The sequence below is a fragment of the Brachybacterium paraconglomeratum genome, assembly GCF_039541415.1.
In the GTDB taxonomy this organism is placed as follows: domain Bacteria; phylum Actinomycetota; class Actinomycetes; order Actinomycetales; family Dermabacteraceae; genus Brachybacterium; species Brachybacterium paraconglomeratum_A.
Genome location: NZ_BAABGE010000002.1, coordinates 669,685 through 684,024, shown reverse-complemented (window position 1 = coordinate 684,024; position 14,340 = coordinate 669,685). Strand labels below are relative to the sequence as shown.

General features: G+C 71.2%; 13 protein-coding genes and 1 pseudogene. 8 read left to right on the top strand and 6 right to left on the bottom strand.

Annotated features, from left to right (window positions below; translation table 11 throughout):
- Positions 1–36 precede the first annotated feature (36 nt).
- Entirely contained in the window at positions 37–1,023 is a 987-nt protein-coding gene (locus tag ABD893_RS03055) for a helix-turn-helix transcriptional regulator (protein WP_345076056.1), read from the top strand.
- Between the two features lie 101 nt (positions 1,024–1,124).
- A complete protein-coding gene (locus ABD893_RS03050; RefSeq protein WP_345076055.1) occupies positions 1,125–1,910 on the top strand; it encodes a hypothetical protein in 786 nt (261 codons plus the stop codon).
- Between the two features lie 31 nt (positions 1,911–1,941).
- Here ABD893_RS03050 and ABD893_RS03045 read toward each other — a convergent pair whose 3' ends face one another.
- Positions 1,942–2,769, bottom strand: coding sequence for a sulfite exporter TauE/SafE family protein (locus tag ABD893_RS03045; protein WP_345076054.1), 828 nt, complete (start codon positions 2,767–2,769; stop codon positions 1,942–1,944).
- A gap of 305 nt (positions 2,770–3,074) precedes the next feature.
- Here ABD893_RS03045 and ABD893_RS03040 point away from each other — a divergent pair, with 305 nt between their 5' ends.
- The gene (locus ABD893_RS03040; protein WP_345076053.1) at positions 3,075–4,124 is read left to right on the top strand and encodes a Gfo/Idh/MocA family oxidoreductase; all 1,050 of its coding nucleotides are present in this window, start codon (positions 3,075–3,077) and stop codon (positions 4,122–4,124) included.
- A gap of 109 nt (positions 4,125–4,233) precedes the next feature.
- On the top strand, positions 4,234–5,247 hold the full coding sequence (locus ABD893_RS03035; protein WP_345076052.1) for a Gfo/Idh/MocA family protein: 1,014 nt from the start codon (positions 4,234–4,236) through the stop codon (positions 5,245–5,247).
- A gap of 91 nt (positions 5,248–5,338) precedes the next feature.
- On the opposite strand, the gene dhaL is transcribed toward ABD893_RS03035, so the two are convergent.
- Both dhaL and ABD893_RS03025 read right to left on the bottom strand, forming a co-directional pair.
- The gene (gene dhaL / locus ABD893_RS03030) at positions 5,339–6,031 is read right to left on the bottom strand and encodes a dihydroxyacetone kinase subunit DhaL (protein WP_345076051.1); all 693 of its coding nucleotides are present in this window, start codon (positions 6,029–6,031) and stop codon (positions 5,339–5,341) included.
- Positions 6,032–6,042: 11 nt separating this feature from the next.
- Positions 6,043–7,041 (bottom strand): dihydroxyacetone kinase subunit DhaK, encoded by a 999-nt coding sequence (locus ABD893_RS03025; RefSeq protein WP_345076050.1) that lies wholly within the window; start codon positions 7,039–7,041, stop codon positions 6,043–6,045.
- Positions 7,042–7,097: 56 nt separating this feature from the next.
- Between ABD893_RS03025 and ABD893_RS03020 the strand changes: the two genes are divergently transcribed.
- The 3 genes and pseudogenes from ABD893_RS03020 to ABD893_RS17075 all read left to right on the top strand — a co-directional run.
- Positions 7,098–7,706: a hypothetical protein gene (locus tag ABD893_RS03020; RefSeq protein ID WP_345076049.1), complete on the top strand. Its 609-nt coding sequence runs from the start codon at positions 7,098–7,100 to the stop codon at positions 7,704–7,706.
- A gap of 204 nt (positions 7,707–7,910) precedes the next feature.
- Positions 7,911–8,585 carry a histidine phosphatase family protein gene (locus ABD893_RS03015; protein ID WP_345076048.1) on the top strand — a complete coding sequence of 225 codons (675 nt, stop codon included), beginning with the start codon at positions 7,911–7,913 and terminating at the stop codon, positions 8,583–8,585.
- Between the two features lie 160 nt (positions 8,586–8,745).
- Positions 8,746–8,892: pseudogene (locus ABD893_RS17075) on the top strand (hypothetical protein); the annotation flags it as partial.
- On the opposite strand, the gene ABD893_RS03010 reads toward ABD893_RS17075, so the two are convergent.
- Positions 8,874–10,382 carry an MFS transporter gene (locus ABD893_RS03010; protein WP_345076047.1) on the bottom strand — a complete coding sequence of 503 codons (1,509 nt, stop codon included), beginning with the start codon at positions 10,380–10,382 and terminating at the stop codon, positions 8,874–8,876. The pseudogene ABD893_RS17075 and the gene ABD893_RS03010 sit on opposite strands and share 19 nt — an antisense overlap.
- A gap of 69 nt (positions 10,383–10,451) precedes the next feature.
- On the opposite strand from ABD893_RS03010, the gene ABD893_RS03005 reads away from it, so the two are divergent.
- The gene (locus tag ABD893_RS03005; protein ID WP_345076046.1) at positions 10,452–11,381 is read left to right on the top strand and encodes a LysR family transcriptional regulator; all 930 of its coding nucleotides are present in this window, start codon (positions 10,452–10,454) and stop codon (positions 11,379–11,381) included.
- Positions 11,382–11,493: 112 nt separating this feature from the next.
- Here ABD893_RS03005 and ABD893_RS03000 read toward each other — a convergent pair whose 3' ends face one another.
- Positions 11,494–12,945, bottom strand: coding sequence for a sulfatase family protein (locus tag ABD893_RS03000; RefSeq protein ID WP_345076044.1), 1,452 nt, complete (start codon positions 12,943–12,945; stop codon positions 11,494–11,496).
- A 118-nt stretch (positions 12,946–13,063) separates the two neighbouring features.
- Positions 13,064–14,074, bottom strand: coding sequence for an aldo/keto reductase (locus ABD893_RS02995; RefSeq protein ID WP_345076043.1), 1,011 nt, complete (start codon positions 14,072–14,074; stop codon positions 13,064–13,066).
- Positions 14,075–14,340: the final 266 nt, after the last annotated feature.

Here is a 14,340-nt window from a genome sequence, read left to right as displayed (position 1 = left end):
ACAGGTCCTGTCCGCGAAGTCAGTCATGCTGTGTGCATGAGCGATGTGACCACGAGGGCGCTGCGACTGCTGGCCCTGCTGCAGTCGAGATCGGTGTGGACCGGGCCGGAGCTCGCCGCGGAGATGGCCGTGACCACGCGGACGGTGCGGCGCGATGTGGATCGGCTGCGGGAGCTGGGCTATCCGGTGCTCACCTCGGCCGGGCACGGCGGCGGCTACCAGCTCGGCGCGGGCCGAGCGCTGCCGCCCCTGCTGCTGAGCTCGAGCGAAGCGGTCGCGGTGGCGGTGGGACTGCGACTGGCGGCGTCCTCCGGGGTGGACGGCCTGGACGAGGAAGCACTCCGGGCCCTCGCCGCCCTGGACCGGATCCTCCCGGCGCCGGTGCGGGCGGAGGTGGGCGCGATCAGCGAGGCGATGGGGGTGATCACCCGGCCAGCCGCCGGTATCCGCTCCGAGGTGCTGATGACCCTGGCCACCGCGGTGCGGGACGGGGTGCGGGTGCGGGTGGACTACGAGCGGGCCGACGGCGAGCGCGCCGAGCGCCGGCTCGAACCGCACCGGGTGCTGTCCATGGAAGGGCGGTGGTACCTCTTCGCCTGGGACCTGGACCGCGAGGACTGGCGCACCTTCCGGCTGGACCGCATGCACGCGGTGCACACCTCGACCTTCGCCATCACCCCGCGAGCGACCCCGGATATCGAGGCGGTGGTGCGGGAGTCGATCACCGTGGGCGGGTATCCGAGGTCGACGACGGTGCGGATCCTGGCCCCGTACGAGCAGGTCGCGCCGCACGTCCCGGCGAGGTCCGGAACGGTCACGGCCGACGGGCCGGATGCCTGCATCCTCCGCGCGGGCGCCGATGAGCTGCACTGGGTGGCGATGTACCTGGCGTGGATCGGCGCCCCGATCGAGGTGATCGACCCGCCCGAGCTGCTCGAGGTGATCGCCTCCCTGCGCGACTGGACGGGCACGGTCCGGAAGGCGCCAGAGGAGGGGCGGGGCGTGTCGGATCCGGGGCGATGAGCCGTTCCCTCCGGGGGACCGTCGGCCTATGCTGAGCGGCAGAGCTCCGGGGCGGGCGGAATGGGCCGTCGTCCCCCTGCTGGAACGGACACTCACTCTCCATGGCTGCTCACCGCCGACCACTCGCCCTGCTCAGCGCGCTCCTGCTCGCCCTGGTGCTGGCGGCGTGCAGCGGCGCCGCTCCCCCGCCGGAGCCCGAACCTCCCGAGCCCCCGAGCGCCGGCAGCGACCTCCCGGGTCACCAGGTGCCCTCGGTCGATGCCGATGCCCCGGTCCCCTCCGAGGGCGAGCCCGGGGCGCACGTCGATGGCAGCGGGGAGGGGGCGCCGCTCACGGCCACCACGATCACCGGGGTCTGGCCTGATCAGAGCTGGCAGATCGAGGAGCTCGAGGGGGATGCCTGCGCCGACCGGGCCCCGCAGATCTCCCGCTGGGTGCTGGGCGAGAACTACTTCGGCTGCGGCGCAGAGGAGGATCTGCTGATCGCCTGCAAGCAGGTGGCCGGCGATGAGGCGCTGTGCGTGCGGGACCCGCTGGAGAAGACGGCCGTGCGCATCCACTCCCCCGCGATCGACGGGTTCACGGCGCCGTCCCCCGAGGCCCCGCTGCCGCTGATGGTGATCCTGGCCGACGGCACCACCTGCACCCCCGTCGCCCGCGACGGCATCGATCATCATGCCGGGCGACAGAGCTGGCTGTACTGCGGCGAGAACGCCGCCCTGCTGCTGGACATCTCGACCGCGAGCTACTACTTCGACCCCAGTGGCAAGGTGTGGACGGCCGACCTCGGGGTGGGGGGCGCCGCGCCGACGACGGTCGAGGTACGGGAGATCATCTACGCCGGCACCCCCGAGGACGTCCAGGCGCAGGGCTTCCACGTGGGCTGAGCCTCCCGGGTGTGCGCTGCCGAGAGAGTCGTCAGACCAGCAGCAGGCCCAGCGCGGCGACGACGGTGAGCACCAGGATCAGGTTCTCGAACACCTTCTGGGGGATCCGACGGGCCACCTTCGCGCCGGCGTAGGCGCCGATCAGCACCACGGGGATCAGCATCGCGTCCATCACGAGGGTGTCCCGGCTGATCAGGCCCAGCCCCGCGGAGAACGGCACCTTGAAGAGGTTCACGATCGCGAAGTACCAGGCAGAGGTGCCGAGGAAGGTCAGCACCGGCATCCGCATCGCGTAGAAGTACAGGGACATCACGGGCCCAGCGGCGTTGGCGACCATGGTGGTGAAGCCGCCGAGCAGGCCGTAGCCGATGCCCTGCACGGCCGCGGCGGTACCGGGCTGTGACCCGGCCGCGGCGGCGCGGGTGGGCGGCAGCTCCTTGCCCGCGGCGGTACCGGCGGCCTCGCGGCGCTGAGCGAGCACGCGACGGCTCACGGTGACGATCATCAGCACCAGCAGGATGATGCCGATGGTCAGGCGCACCCCGTCCCCGTCGACCCGGGCGAAGTAGAACGCACCGATCACCACTCCGACCATGGCGCTGGGCAGCAGCCTGATCAGGGTGCGCCAGTCCGGTTCGCGCCGGTACACCCACAGCGCGGTCATATCGCCGACGATCAGCAGGAGGAGCAGCGCAGCGGTGGATTCCTTGGCGGGCATGGCGAAGGCGAACAGGCCCACCGCGAGGGTGCCGGCACCGGGCAGTGCGGTCTTGGAGAAGCCGACGATCAGGGCGCCGAGTGCCACCAGCGCCCAGGCAGCAGGACTCATGGTGGGGATCAGGGCAGCGAGGTCAGGCACGGTGAGTGAACTTATCAGCGTGCTGCCCCGGGAGGAGAGGCGGTCCGTGTCGCTGCTGCTGCGTCGGCCCCGTCCGGAGGTGCCGCATCAGCCCTGTCCGGATTCTGCGTCGGGCCCTGCCAGGGGTGCCGCGTCGGCCCCAGCCGGCTGGCCGCGTCGGCCCCGTCCGGGCTGCTCCATCCGTCTCGCCGCGGGGAGGTGAGTAACCTACGTCACGAACAGTGCAGGGATCCCGCTCTGACCCTCCCGAGCGAGGGTGCGATCGGCGGGCATGCCGCATCTCCACCGACGAATCTGTGAGGACCATGTCTGCACCCCGTCCCTCCGCTCCCCGTTCTTCCGCCCCGCCTCCGTCTGCTTCCCGCCCGTCTGCTCCCCTGCCGTCCTCGGCCCCGCCTTCCCAGCCTCTGCGGATTGCCGCCCTCTCGGCCTGGCACGTCCACGCCGAGGAGTACGCCCGGGACGCGCAGCAGCATCCCGGCACCGAGCTGGTCGCCGTCTGGGACGAGGACGCCGAGCGGGGCCGGTCCCTGGCCACGGCGCTCGGGGTCGAGTTCGTCTCGGATCTCGACGCGCTGCTGGCCAGGGAAGATCTCGACGGGGTCACCGTCACCACCGCCACCAGCGCGCACCGCGAGATCATCGGCCGCGCGCTCGCGGCGGGCAAGCACGTGTTCACCGAGAAGCTGCTGGCCCCCACCGTCGCCGAAGGCGAGCAGCTGATCGCCGCGGCACGCGAGGCGGAGCTGCGGCTGACCGTCTCCCTGCCCCGCCTGGCCCACGGCTATGCGCTCGCGCTGCGCCGGGTGCTCGAGGAGGGGCGGCTCGGGCGCCTGACCTACTCGCGGGTGCGGCTGGCCCACGACGGGTCCACCGGGGACTGGCTGCCGGCGCGCTTCTACGATCCGGCCGGTGCGATCGGCGGAGCGTTCAGCGACCTCGCCGCGCATCCCGTGTATCTGACCCAACTGATCCTGGGCAGCGAGGTGCAGGTCCGTTCGGCGACCTACACGGACATGACCGGCCGCGGCGTGGAGGACAACGCCGTGGTCGTCGTGACCAGCACCGATGGCGCGATCGGAGTGATCGAGACCGGGTTCGTCACTCCCACGAGCCCCTTCTCGATCGAGGTGCAGGGCACGAGGGGCTCGTTCCAGCACGGGCTCGGGGCCGACGCCAGCACCAGCGTCGACACCGGCGAGGGGCCCGTCCCCGTCGACGTCCCGGGCGATGCCGAGAACCCGTTCGCGCAGTGGGCCCGCGCGATCCGCTCCGGCCAGGACACGGCCGAGAACCTCGACCGGGCCCAGGCCCTCACTGCCCTCGTGGTCGCCGCGAACGCCGCGGCCGCCTGAGCCGCCCGCACTGACTCAGACCAGCAGCACCCCCACGAGTTCACACCACAGCGCCCCACGACCTGACGACCGCGCACCCCTGACGACCACTCTCCTCGAGGAGCTCCCCATGAGCACGACCGTCCCCTCCCCCGTCCGCATCGGAATCCTGGGCGGCGGCGGCATCGCCACCGCTCACCTGAACGCCTACGCGACCGTCTCCGACCGTGCGAAGGTCACCGCCATCGCCGACGTCGACCCCGAGGCGCTCGCCCGGCGCGAGGCTGAGACCGGCGCGAAGGGCTACACCGACTTCCTGGAGCTGGTGAAGGACGAGAACGTCGACGCGATCGACATCTGCCTGCCCCACCACCTCCACACCCCGGCGATCCTCGCGGCCGCCGCGGCGGGCAAGCACATCCTGTGCGAGAAGCCGCTGTGCCTCACCCCCGAGGAGGCGAAGGAGGTCAGCGAGGCGGTGCAGAAGGCGGGCGTGACGCTGATGTGCGCGCACAACCAGCTGTTCATGCCGGCCGTCGCCAAGGCCAAGGAGATCCTCGATGCCGGCACGCTGGGCGAGGTGTACGAGGTGCGCACCACCGACTCGTTCTTCAACGACTTCGATCCCGATTCGATGGGCTGGCGCGCGAACGCTGCGACCTCCGGCGGCGGCGAGCTGATCGACACCGGCTACCACCCCACCTACCTGATGCTGCACCTGGCCGGAGCGGTCCCCACCAGTGCTTTCGCGATGCTGTCCACGCATCGCCTGAAGTTCATGGAGGGTGAGGACTCGGCGCAGGTGCTGGTGCGCTTCGAGAACGGCGCGGTGGGCCAGATGGTGACTTCCTGGGCATACCAGGCGGCGCCGGGCACGGACCGCTTCTCGGTGGTGGGCGAGAAGGGTTCGCTCAGCTCCGACGGCTCGACCCTGCGGGTGCAGGTGCGCGGCGAGGAGGAGCAGGTCTTCGAGCACGAGGAAGTGGAGACCTTCGCTGCCGAGATCGCGCACTTCGTGGACTGCCTGCTCACCGGCGAGCGCCCGCTCAACACCGAGGTCGAGGGCGTCAGCGTGCTCGGCGTGATCCTCGCGGCGTACGAGTCCTCCCGCACCGGGAAGATGGCCGACGTCATTCGCCTCTGACGCCGCCTCTCCGGCCCCTCCGCCCCTGATGCCGCCCGGCCACCACCGCCCAGCCACCGCAGCTGCGAGCCCCGCTCCCGTCAGCTGCCGGTCAGGCGATCCAGCCGATGTTGGCGACGCCGGAGCCGTCGGCCCCGGCGCGGGCGGAGCTGATCACCAGGGCCATGGCTGCGGCGCCGGGGTCGATGACGCCCTGGGAGGCGTCGCCGACGTAGCTGGCACGGCCTCGACGCGCGATGGTCTGCGCCGTGGCGGTGGCCGCGGTGACTGCGGCATCCTCCGCCGCGAACAGGGCCTCGACGGCGGTGGTCTCCGCATCGGCCTCGAGGGCGGTGCGCAGGGCGGTGACGGCCGGGTCGAGCGAGTCGATCATCGTCTTGTCGCCCACCTTCGCCTCGCCGTACTTCTGCACGGTGGCCTGGCCGGCGGCGAGCGCGTGGGCGAACTGGGTGATGGTGGGCACGGCGGCGTCCGCCTCCTCTCCCGCCTTGGCGAGGTCGCGGAAGAACATGCCGAAGAGGGGCCCGCTGGTGCCGCCCACGCCGAGCCATGCCATGTATAGGGCGGTCAACCATTCGCGGTAGCTGCCGGGTTCGTCGGTCTCGAGGTTCTGGTCGAGGTGCTTCATCGCGGTGCGGACGTTGGTGCCGAAGTCGCCGTCGCCGGCGCGGCGGTCGAGGTCGCCGAGCTCGTCCGCGGAGCCCACGAGGGCCTCGCGCAGGGTCAGGACGAACGCACGGCCGAAGCTGTCCGGAAGAGTTCGGGGAGGGGTCTGATCGTTCATTGGATGGTTCCTTACCAGGTCAGGGCCGGGGTGCGCACAGAAGCGTCCCACAGCCGGCTCTGCTCATCGTCCAGCGGCATCAGGGTGATCGAGATGCCGTGCATGTCCAGGCTGGTGACATAGGAGCCGACCAGGGAGCGTCCGATCGACACTCCCGCGTCGGCCAGATGGTGGTGCAGGGAGCGGGCGGCGAGCTGCAGCTCGAGCGGGTAGGTGCCGCCGAGGCCGTTGACGATCGCGAGCACCTCGTCGCCGCGGTGGAGGTCCAGCTCCTCACGCAGCGGCTGGAGCAGCAGGTCGACGAGCCCGTCGGCGTCACGGAAGGCGACCCGGCCGCGGCCGCGTTCGCCGTGGATGCCCACGCCGAGCTCGACCTCATCGTCACCGAGGGTGAACTGGGGCTCGGCGTCCCCGGGGTGGGTGCCGGCGGAGAGGGCGAGGCTCATGGTGCGGGCGCGGGAGGCGGCGCGGCGACCGATCGCGGCGACCTCGGCGAGGTCTGCCCCGGCTTCGGCGGCGGCGCCGCACAGCTTCTCGACGATCACGGTCGCGGCGGTGCCGCGGCGGCCGGGGCCGTCCTCGTCACCGGTGTCGGTGGCGAGGTCGTCGTCGACCAGCACCATCTCGGTCTCCACTGCGTCATCGCCGCTGATCTCGCCCGCAATGCGGAAGTTCAGCACGTCCCCGGTGTAGTTCTTGACGATCTGGACCACGCCGCGGCCTGCGTCGGCCGCCTTGGTGGCTTCGAGGACCTGCAGGGCAGTGGGGCTGGCGAAGACGGCGCCGGCGACCGCGACGTCGAGCATCCCGGTGCCCACGAAGCCGGCGTGCAGGGGCTCATGACCGGAGCCGCCGCCGGAGACCAGGCCCACCTTGTCGGTGGCGGGCTGGCGGCGGGTGACGAAGCGGTGCTCCGCGTCGAGGGCGAGCATGAGGGGGTGGCTGAGCACGAGACCTTCGAGGGCCTCGGGGACCAGGCCCTCGGGATCGTTGACGATGCTGCGGCGCATGGTGCGCTCCTTCCACAAAGCAGGTGCCGGCGACAGCTCGACACTATCCTGGCGTGATGCACACCACCGCAACTCGTCGCAGCTCGCGGCTGCTCGTGATGCTCGCCGGCCTGCTGATGCTGGTCCTGGTGGGCGCACCCTCGGCGTATGCCTGCGACTGCATGGAGCTGACCTTCGAGGAAGCCGCTGCGAATGCCGATCTGATCGCGGACATCACGATCGAGAGCGAGATCGAGGACGTCGAGGGCGAGGTCACCTACTTCGCGGTGGTCGACACGGTGTGGAAGGGCGAGGAGTCCCGCACCATCGAGTTCACCACCCATGAGTGGGTCGCCTCTTGCGGACTGGGCAGGATCGAGGCGGGCACGAGCCTGCTGGTCTGGGCTTCCGGGGAGGACGGCTCGTACAGCAGCACCTGGTGCGCTCTGCCGGCGGACGGCGGCCCCGATGACCCGGAGCGGCTCACCGAGCTGCTGGGCGATCCCGCGGACCTCACCGATCAGCCCATCCCCCAGCCCGGTGAGCCGGGCGGGCCCCCGGAGCAGTCCAGGCCGGCGTGGGTGATCATCTCGGTGGCAGCTGTCGCGCTGGGGATCTGGGGGCTGCTGGTGCCGACGGTCGCGATCGTGCTCGTCTCTCGGCACGAAAGGCGCCGGCGCCGCTGAGCGCACGTGGTGCGCTCGGTGCCGACGGGCCGCCCGACAGACCGACCGATCGACGGGCCGACGGGCCGACGGACCGACGGACCGACGGACCGACGGACCGATCATCGGCACCCGAGTGGGATCGCTCCCATGGCTGTGACCTGCGCACCAGTTGTTCACCTGGCGTCTATGGAACCGGCCAGGTGATCGCGTACGGTGAAAACCATGCGACTTCTCCTGATCCGTCATGGCCAGACCCCCAGCAACGTCGAGGGGATCCTCGATGCGGACTATCCCGGGCCCGGGCTGACCGCCCTCGGCCGCGCGCAGGCACAGGCCGTGCCCGGCGCCCTCCAGCACGAGACGATCCAGGGCCTGCATGTCTCTCGACTGCTGCGCACCCATGAAACCGCTGCACCGCTCGCCGCAGCGCTGGAGATGAGCCCGCGGCTCACCGAGGGGCTCGAGGAGATCGTCGCCGGAGACTTCGAGATGCGGCGGGATGAGGCTGCAGTCGAGGCCTACCAGCAGAACCAGGCGCGGTGGAGCGGGGGCGAGCTCGACGGCTCCCTCCCCGGCGGGGAGACGGGGCATGACTTCCTGGCCCGCTACACCCGCGCGCTGCGCCACATCGCCGGGCTCTACGCCGAGGATGCGACCGTCGCGGTGGTCAGCCACGGCGCGGCGATCCGCGTGTTCGCCTCGGTGGTGGGCGAGCTCGGCGCCGCGACCCGCCACGACCGGCCGCTGTTCAACACCGGCATGGTCACCCTCACCGGCCATCCCGATCAGGGATGGACGCTCGAGGACTGGGTCAGCGAACCGATCGGCGGCGGCCACCTGTTGGGCTCGATTGAGCACGACATCACCGCGGATCAGGACGCGGAAGCGGCCGTCTGAGCAGCCGTCGCAGAAGGGGGATCCAGCGCAGGAGGGGGATCTGATGGGACTGGAGAAGGTCAGCCTCATGTTCGTGAGCGTCCCCGTGCTCATCGGGATCGTGGTGCTGCTGCTCCAGTTCAGCGCGCTGCGCGGCTGACCCGAGACCACCCGCCCCGAGCACGACGCGATCATCGAGGCGCTGCAGGCGCGCGACCCAGAGGCGGCCCGGACCGCGGTGCGCTCGCACATCCTGCATTCTGGTGAGCTGCTGGCCGCGCATCTGCGCGCCGCGCTCGAGGCCCAGCCTCAGGAAGAGGCGGGCTGACGCGATTCGAGCTGACGTGAGTCGGCTCGGCGCGAATCGGGCAGGTGGGAATCGGGCTCGCGCGTCGCGGGCTGGCCTTCCGCCGCCGCGCCCGGGACGTCCATGGAGGCGCGAAGGAACGCGGGGCGCGGCACCGTGGTCGTCGCCGCACTGATCCCCGCGAACGCGATGATCAGCAGCATCACGCCGATCAGCACCGCCCAGCCGGAGAAGTCGTAGGCCAGCGCGACAAATCCGCCGACCACGCCGCTGCCGAGGTAGAAGCACAGCGTGTACAACGCGCTGGCCTGGCTGCGTGACGCGGGCGAGCTGGTCGCGCCCACGGTCGTGACCGCGGCGGAGTGCGCCATGAAGAACCCGGCGGTGAAGATCACGACCCCGGCGACGACCGCGACCAGGTGCGGGATGAGGGTGAGGCCGAGGCCCACGGCGGTCAGGGCGAGCGCCACCAGGTCGGTGCGCACGAAGCCGAAGCGGGGCAACCAGGTGCCGGCCAGGCGGGAGCTGAACGTCCCGGCGAAGTAGGCCAGGAACACGAACGCGGTCCAGGTGGGCGAGAGGTGGAACGGCTCAGCGGCGAGCCGGAACCCGATGAGGCTGTAGAAGCTCACCATCACCCCGGTGAGCAGGAGCCCCTGCAGGTCCAGTCGGCGCAGATGCGGTTGGGCGAGCGCAGCCTTGATACGCGACCACTGGCTGGTGCGTGCAGCACGGATGCCGGTGCGCGCCGCGAACCCGCCCGACGGTGCGCTCGAGCTGGCAGCGGGAACGAGGGCCGAGCCGGTCGCAGGCACCGGGGCGAGCACCGCGAACAGGATCGCGCACAGCAGGCTGAGCCCGCTGATCGCCATCAGCGCACTCTCCCAGCCCAGCCATTCGCCGAGCGGTCCGGCCAGCAGCCGGCCGCCGGCCCCGCCGATGGTGGTGCCGGAGATATAGGTGGCCAGGGCGACGGCGGCGCGGCGGCCGCTGAGCAGGTCGTAGACATAGGGCACCGCGAGCACCGGCACCCCGCCCAGGAACACTCCGGCCAGGAGCCGGCCCACCAGCATCAGCTCGAGCGTCGGCGCGAGAGTGGAGACGAGCATCAGCAGCACGCCCACGATCGTGGCGATGCGCAGCGCCTGCAGCCGGCCGATGCGTCCGGCCGCCCAGGCCCAGGGGAACACGCCGATCGCGACACCGATCGTGCCGGCGGAGACGATCCAGGCAGTGTCGGCGGCGCTGATGCCGAAGTCGGCGGCGAGGCTGGGGAGCAGGCCTTGGACGGCGTAGAGCTCGGCGAAGCTGGCGAAGCCCGCGAGCAGCAGGACCAGGGCGAGCCGGCGCGTGGAGACCCCGGGCTGACCCGAGCCGCGCGATGATTCCGCCGCGGTGGGGACGGAAGGGGTGGAGCGGGAACTGGCGGAGCCGGAACTGGCGGAGTGCGAGGCAGCGACCGGCGCATCGGACGCGCTGGCCGCAGCGCTCGGCGCAGGCGAAGAAGGCATATCGGCATGCTATGCAATCCCGTCGCGCATGACTAATGCAGTATTGCCACACTCACATACACTGCAGGCATGAATCAGTCCGACACCCGTCGCCTCCTGCCGGACCTCCCCGTCCTGGTCGAGCTCGCCCGCACCGGAACGATCTCCGAGGCCGCGCAGGAGCTGGGGATGCAGCAGCCCTCTGCGAGCCGCGCCGTGGCCCGATTGGCGGAGCACGCCGGGGTGCGCCTGACCGCGCGGCAGGGACGGTCCGTCGTGCTCACCGATGCCGGGCGCCATCTCGCCGAGGCGGGCACCGAGGCCCTCGCCCTGCTCGAGAACGGCCTGATCGCGGCGCGCCGCCAAGCCGGTACCGAGAACGCCCTGATCTCGATCAGCTATCAGGCGGCGCTCGGCGAGAGCTACCTCCCGCGCGCGATCGCGCACTTCCGCACCTTCCGGCGCACCACCCGGTTCCAGCTCAGCCACGGCTCTCGACGGGAGACCCTCGAGGCGGTGCGGGACGGCTCCGCGGATCTCGCCCTGCTGGCGGAGCCGGAGAACGTCCCCGGCGGTCAGATGTCGGTGCTCTTCGACGAGCCGCTGGTCGCCCTGGCGTCGACCCAGCACCCGATCGCGAGGCTCCAGCGCCCGCTCACCCCCGAGGACCTCCGCGCCCACGAGCTGGTGATCCTCGGCGCCGGCTACGGGCTGCACGATTCGATCGTCCGCCTGCTCGCGGACGTCGGCGGACTGCCCGAGACCGCTTTCGAGGTCGACGACTACCGGGTCGCCCAGGGGCTCGCCGCCGCAGGGGTGGGCGTGACCGTCCTGCCGCCGAGCGCCGTCACCCACGCGACGGACGTCGTCGAACTGCCGATCGACCATCCCGAGGCGCACCGGACCATCGGCGTGGTCACCGGGCCCGAACCCTCGCCGGTCGTCGAGGACTTCGTGGACGTCCTCCACATCGCGACCCGAGGTCACCGCCGGGTGCCGGCGCCCGCCGCCGCGGAGTGAGCGCTCGGCGCGCGCCACCACTCCGGCGAGCGCAGCGGATGCTCAGCGAGCACGGCGGACGGTCGGCGAGCGCAGCGATGCTCGGCGAGCCGGTGCCGGATGCCGTGCGGGGTCAGACCGTCGGCCACTCCAGGCGCGGGGTGTCCGGGCCCTCGTAGGGGGCGTCGCCGTACTCGGCCTGGAGCTGGGCGGTGAGGGTCTGCATCTGTTCGAGGATTTGCGTATACGCAATGTCGTGAACGACGTTGGTCATCTCGCGGGGATCGGCGACCAGGTCGTACAGCTCGTCCTCGACCGGCATGATGCGGTCCGAGGAGCCCGGTGTGCCGAGCCCGTCGTTGTAGTAGCGGATGTACTTGTGGGTGGGGGTGCGCACGCCATAGTGGGCGGGGGCGTGGTGCTCGGGGTCGTCGTGCTCCCAGTAGCGGTAGTAGACGGCCTGGCGCCAGTCCTCGACGCTCTCACCGCGCAGCTGGGCCAGGAAGCTCCTGCCCTGCTGGTCCGGGAGGTCCCCGATGGAGCAGCCAGCCACTTCGAGCAGGGTCGCGGCGAAGTCCACGTTGGAGATGGTGTCGGTGACGCGCGAGCCCGCCGGGACCTGCGCGGGCCAGCGCACCAGCATCGGCATGGTCAGGGACTCGTCGAGCATCAGGCGCTTGTCGAACCAGCCGTGGTCACCGAGGAAGAAGCCCTGGTCGGAGGTGTAGATGACGAGCGTGTTCTCGTCGAGCTCGTTCACCTCGAGCCAGCTGAGGATCTCCCCCACCGAGTCATCGACCGCCTGCACGCAGCGCAGGTAGTCGCGCATGTAGCGCTGGTACTTCCACGACGATCGGGCGCGCCGCGCGTCCTCGGTGTCCCCCTCGAGCTCGGGCGGCAGCTCGTCCTTGTAATCGGTGGGCCGGAGGTCGTCGAGCTGCATGGCCACCTCGCGCACCACCTGGGCGCGGGTGGCGTGGTCATCCTCCATCGTGTCCGGCTCGGGGATGGTGCCCACCTGGTAGAGGTCGCCGTAGCGGGGGTGAGGGATCCAGGGCCGGTGCGGGGCCTTGTGGTGGACCAGCAGGCAGAAGGGCTTCTCCGGGTCGCGGCGCTCGAGGAAGCCGAGGCTCTGCTGGGTGACGATGTCGGTCGCGTAGCCGTCGATCGTCTCCTCGCCGTCGGGTCCGCTCATCACCGGGTCCACATAGGCACCCTGGTCGGGATAGATCCGCCAGTCGTCGAAGCCGCGGGGTCGGGAGATCTCGGAGTGCCCCAGATGCCACTTTCCGTACAGCGCCGTCTGATACCCGCAGTCCTGCAGCACCTCGGGGAAGGTGCGCACCCGGTAGTCGAACTCGGAGTAGATCGAGGGGGCGCGGTTGATGTGGCTGTAGGTGCCGGTGAGGATCGAGGCGCGCGAGGGGGTGCAGATGGCGTTGGTGCAGTACACCGCGTCCATCCGCGCGCCCTCGACGGCGAGGCGGTCCACGTGCGGGGTGGTGTTGACCCGGCTGCCGTACGCCGAGATCGAGTGCGCCGCGTGGTCGTCGGACATGATGAACACGATGTTGGGCCGGGTCATGGGGTGCTCCTGAGAACGTGTCGGCGGTGACGGTCGAGGATGCGGCGGGGCGCGGGGTCGAGCGAGGCGCGGAGGCGCGGGGCCGACGGGTGGGTTCCGTCGGCCCCGCGCCTGCGGCTCACCAGCGGGGGTGGATCGCCTCGCGCAGCAGCTCGTCGTAGGTCTCGCGCACAGCGGCATCGAAGCGGCCGAGCACCTCGGCCTGCTCCGGAGTGGGGACGCTGCCGGCGGCGGCGTTGCGGCGGGCCTGCTCTCCGCTGCTGGCGCCGGGGATCGCGGCGGTGACGCCCTGCTGGGCGAGGATCCAGCGCAGGCTCGCCTCGGCCAGCGGCATCGCCCCGTCGAGCGCCTCCTCGAGGCGGGCCACGGCGGCGAGGCCCGTCTCGTAGTCCACGCCGGAGAAGGTCTCGCCCTGGTCGAAGGCCTCGCCGTGACGGTTGAAGCTACGGTGGTCGTCGGCGGCGAACTGGCTGCTGGGCGAGAACTTGCCGGTGAGCAGTCCGGAGGCGAGCGGCACGCGGGCGATGATCGCCACGCCCTTCGCGTCGGCCGTGGGCACCACCTCGTCCAGGGGCTTGAGGCGGAAGGGGTTCAGGATGATCTGGATCGAGGCGAGGTGCTCGCGCTCGAGGCTGATCAGCGCCTCCTGGCAGGTCTCGACGCTCACGCCCCAGGCGGCGATCTTCTTCTCCTCGGCGAGCGCGTCGAGCACGTCGAAGACGCGATCCTCGCGGTAGATCGCGGGCGGCGGGCAGTGCAACTGCACGAGATCCAGGGTGTCCATGCCGAGGTTCGCCCGCGAACGCTCGACCCACGCGCGCAGGTTCTCTTCGGTGAAGGATTCCGGGGCGAAGGGGTCGGCGCGGCGGGAGGCCTTGGTGGCGATGAACGGCACCTCCGCTCCCCCGTCGACGGCGGCCTCCCGCATCTGGCCGACCAGGCGTTCGCTGCGGCCGTCGCCGTAGACGTCGGCGGTGTCGAAGAAGGTCACTCCGGCCTCGAGCGCCGCGGCGAGCACGGCGCGCGCGGAGTCATCAGTGACCTCTCCCCAGTCGGCGCCGATCTGCCAGCAGCCCTGCCCGATCACGGACAGCGGGCGGTTCAGGCGGCCAGGGGTGCGGTACTGCATGGGCATTGTCGACCTCGCGTCCTCGGGGCTGTCCCACGGTCCGGGCAGCGCTCTCCCACAGTGTCCCAGAACGCACGGTGCCGGGAGGCTCCAGCCATGGCAGCGCCGACGCTCACCCACCGCCGGCATCGATCCTCCCGATCCCGACACCGATCCTCCAGCGGGATCAGCATCCTCCCGGCAGGCTCGAGGGAAGACTCAGGTCTGTTCGCGTCGCTGGTCACCCGGGAAGTCTATGAGGATCACGGGCCGCGGGGAACGGTCGT

Coding starts and splice junctions, on each gene's coding strand:
- ABD893_RS03005 (WP_345076046.1), top strand. CDS start 10,452: ATGAATCAGTCCGACACCCGTCGCCTCCTGCCGGACCTCCCCGTCCTG.
- ABD893_RS03015 (WP_345076048.1), top strand. CDS start 7,911: ATGCGACTTCTCCTGATCCGTCATGGCCAGACCCCCAGCAACGTCGAG.
- ABD893_RS02995 (WP_345076043.1), bottom strand. CDS start 14,074: ATGCAGTACCGCACCCCTGGCCGCCTGAACCGCCCGCTGTCCGTGATC.
- ABD893_RS03050 (WP_345076055.1), top strand. CDS start 1,125: ATGGCTGCTCACCGCCGACCACTCGCCCTGCTCAGCGCGCTCCTGCTC.
- ABD893_RS03035 (WP_345076052.1), top strand. CDS start 4,234: ATGAGCACGACCGTCCCCTCCCCCGTCCGCATCGGAATCCTGGGCGGC.
- ABD893_RS03000 (WP_345076044.1), bottom strand. CDS start 12,945: ATGACCCGGCCCAACATCGTGTTCATCATGTCCGACGACCACGCGGCG.
- ABD893_RS03025 (WP_345076050.1), bottom strand. CDS start 7,041: ATGCGCCGCAGCATCGTCAACGATCCCGAGGGCCTGGTCCCCGAGGCC.
- ABD893_RS03040 (WP_345076053.1), top strand. CDS start 3,075: ATGTCTGCACCCCGTCCCTCCGCTCCCCGTTCTTCCGCCCCGCCTCCG.
- ABD893_RS03010 (WP_345076047.1), bottom strand. CDS start 10,382: ATGCCTTCTTCGCCTGCGCCGAGCGCTGCGGCCAGCGCGTCCGATGCG.
- ABD893_RS03020 (WP_345076049.1), top strand. CDS start 7,098: ATGCACACCACCGCAACTCGTCGCAGCTCGCGGCTGCTCGTGATGCTC.
- ABD893_RS03055 (WP_345076056.1), top strand. CDS start 37: ATGAGCGATGTGACCACGAGGGCGCTGCGACTGCTGGCCCTGCTGCAG.
- dhaL (WP_345076051.1), bottom strand. CDS start 6,031: ATGAACGATCAGACCCCTCCCCGAACTCTTCCGGACAGCTTCGGCCGT.